At 65.2% G+C, this 969-nt stretch carries 1 pseudogene; it reads right to left on the bottom strand.

Features of this window, described 5'->3' with window-relative positions:
* Nucleotides 1–804, bottom strand: a pseudogene (locus tag Y705_RS19015) (PAS domain-containing sensor histidine kinase); the annotation flags it as partial.
* Nucleotides 805–969: the final 165 nt, after the last annotated feature.

The following is a 969-nucleotide window of genomic DNA, read 5'->3' as shown; positions in this document are numbered from 1 at the left end:
CGCCGGGGTTGCCGACCGCCCGTCGTTCTGGAAGATCAGGAGGTCCTCCTCCGACTCCGCCCTCCCCGGGTGCGCGGCTGCGAGCGAGTAGAAGTGCTGGAGCTTCCGGTTCGTCAGCAGGGGTTCGCCCGCTTCGTCGACGGCGAGAAGTCCGACGTCCACGGAGTTGACGAGCGTGTTGAGCAGGAGTTCCCGGCGGGCGCTCGCCTCCAGCAGCACCTGCAGCTCGCGATCCTTCTCCTCCACCACCGCCTGCTGGGTCATCATGCTCGACGTCATCACCCGGATGGTGATGCCGATGGCGAGCATGATGAAGGGCAGGAGGAACGACTGCGTCAGCGTCGGCGGACTGACTGCCACCTCCGTCACGAACACGGGAATCCAGACCACCGCGAGTGTCGCGAGGAATCCGGCGGCGAGGGTGGCGCGGGGGTAGAGGCCGGACGCCGCCAGCCAGACGATGGGGAACACCGCGAGCAGCCCGACACCTGTGATGACCGAGCCGGCCCCGTACCGCATCAGCCCGATGGGAAGAAAATCGAGCAGCGGAATGATCAGGAAGCTGGGGTAGGGCAACCGGTCCCAGGGAACGGCGAAGCAGAGGAGCAGCAGAAGGGCCTGCAGTGCCACACCCAGGACGAACACGGGGTGGTCGAAGATCTGCGGATGGAAGATCAGGCTGCCGACGACAACCAGGAGCACGGTGGCGGAGAGCGGCAACTGGGTGAGCACAACACGGCCGCGGAGGGAGAACTCATGGAACTGGCGAAGGTTCAGCGTCAGGTAGGCAAGCGCTTTGTCCATAACTCCGGCAAATCCCCAGTCGGTCGGTGAAAACGCCGCTGGCGGCCGCATGAACAGCGGACAGGGCAGATCACACCATAACCCGTATTCCGCGCGTACGGGAGTACCCGCAGCGCTTTCACTTTCCTCAGCGGTCAGGGCAGGGCGGGCCGATGAGCTTGCTGA

Origin of the sequence: Arthrobacter sp. H41 (assembly GCF_000520535.1) — a bacterium.
Classification (GTDB): domain Bacteria; phylum Actinomycetota; class Actinomycetes; order Actinomycetales; family Micrococcaceae; genus Arthrobacter_D.
Note: the sequence above shows the minus strand (reverse complement) of the source record. Positions and strands in the feature narration are given on the sequence as shown.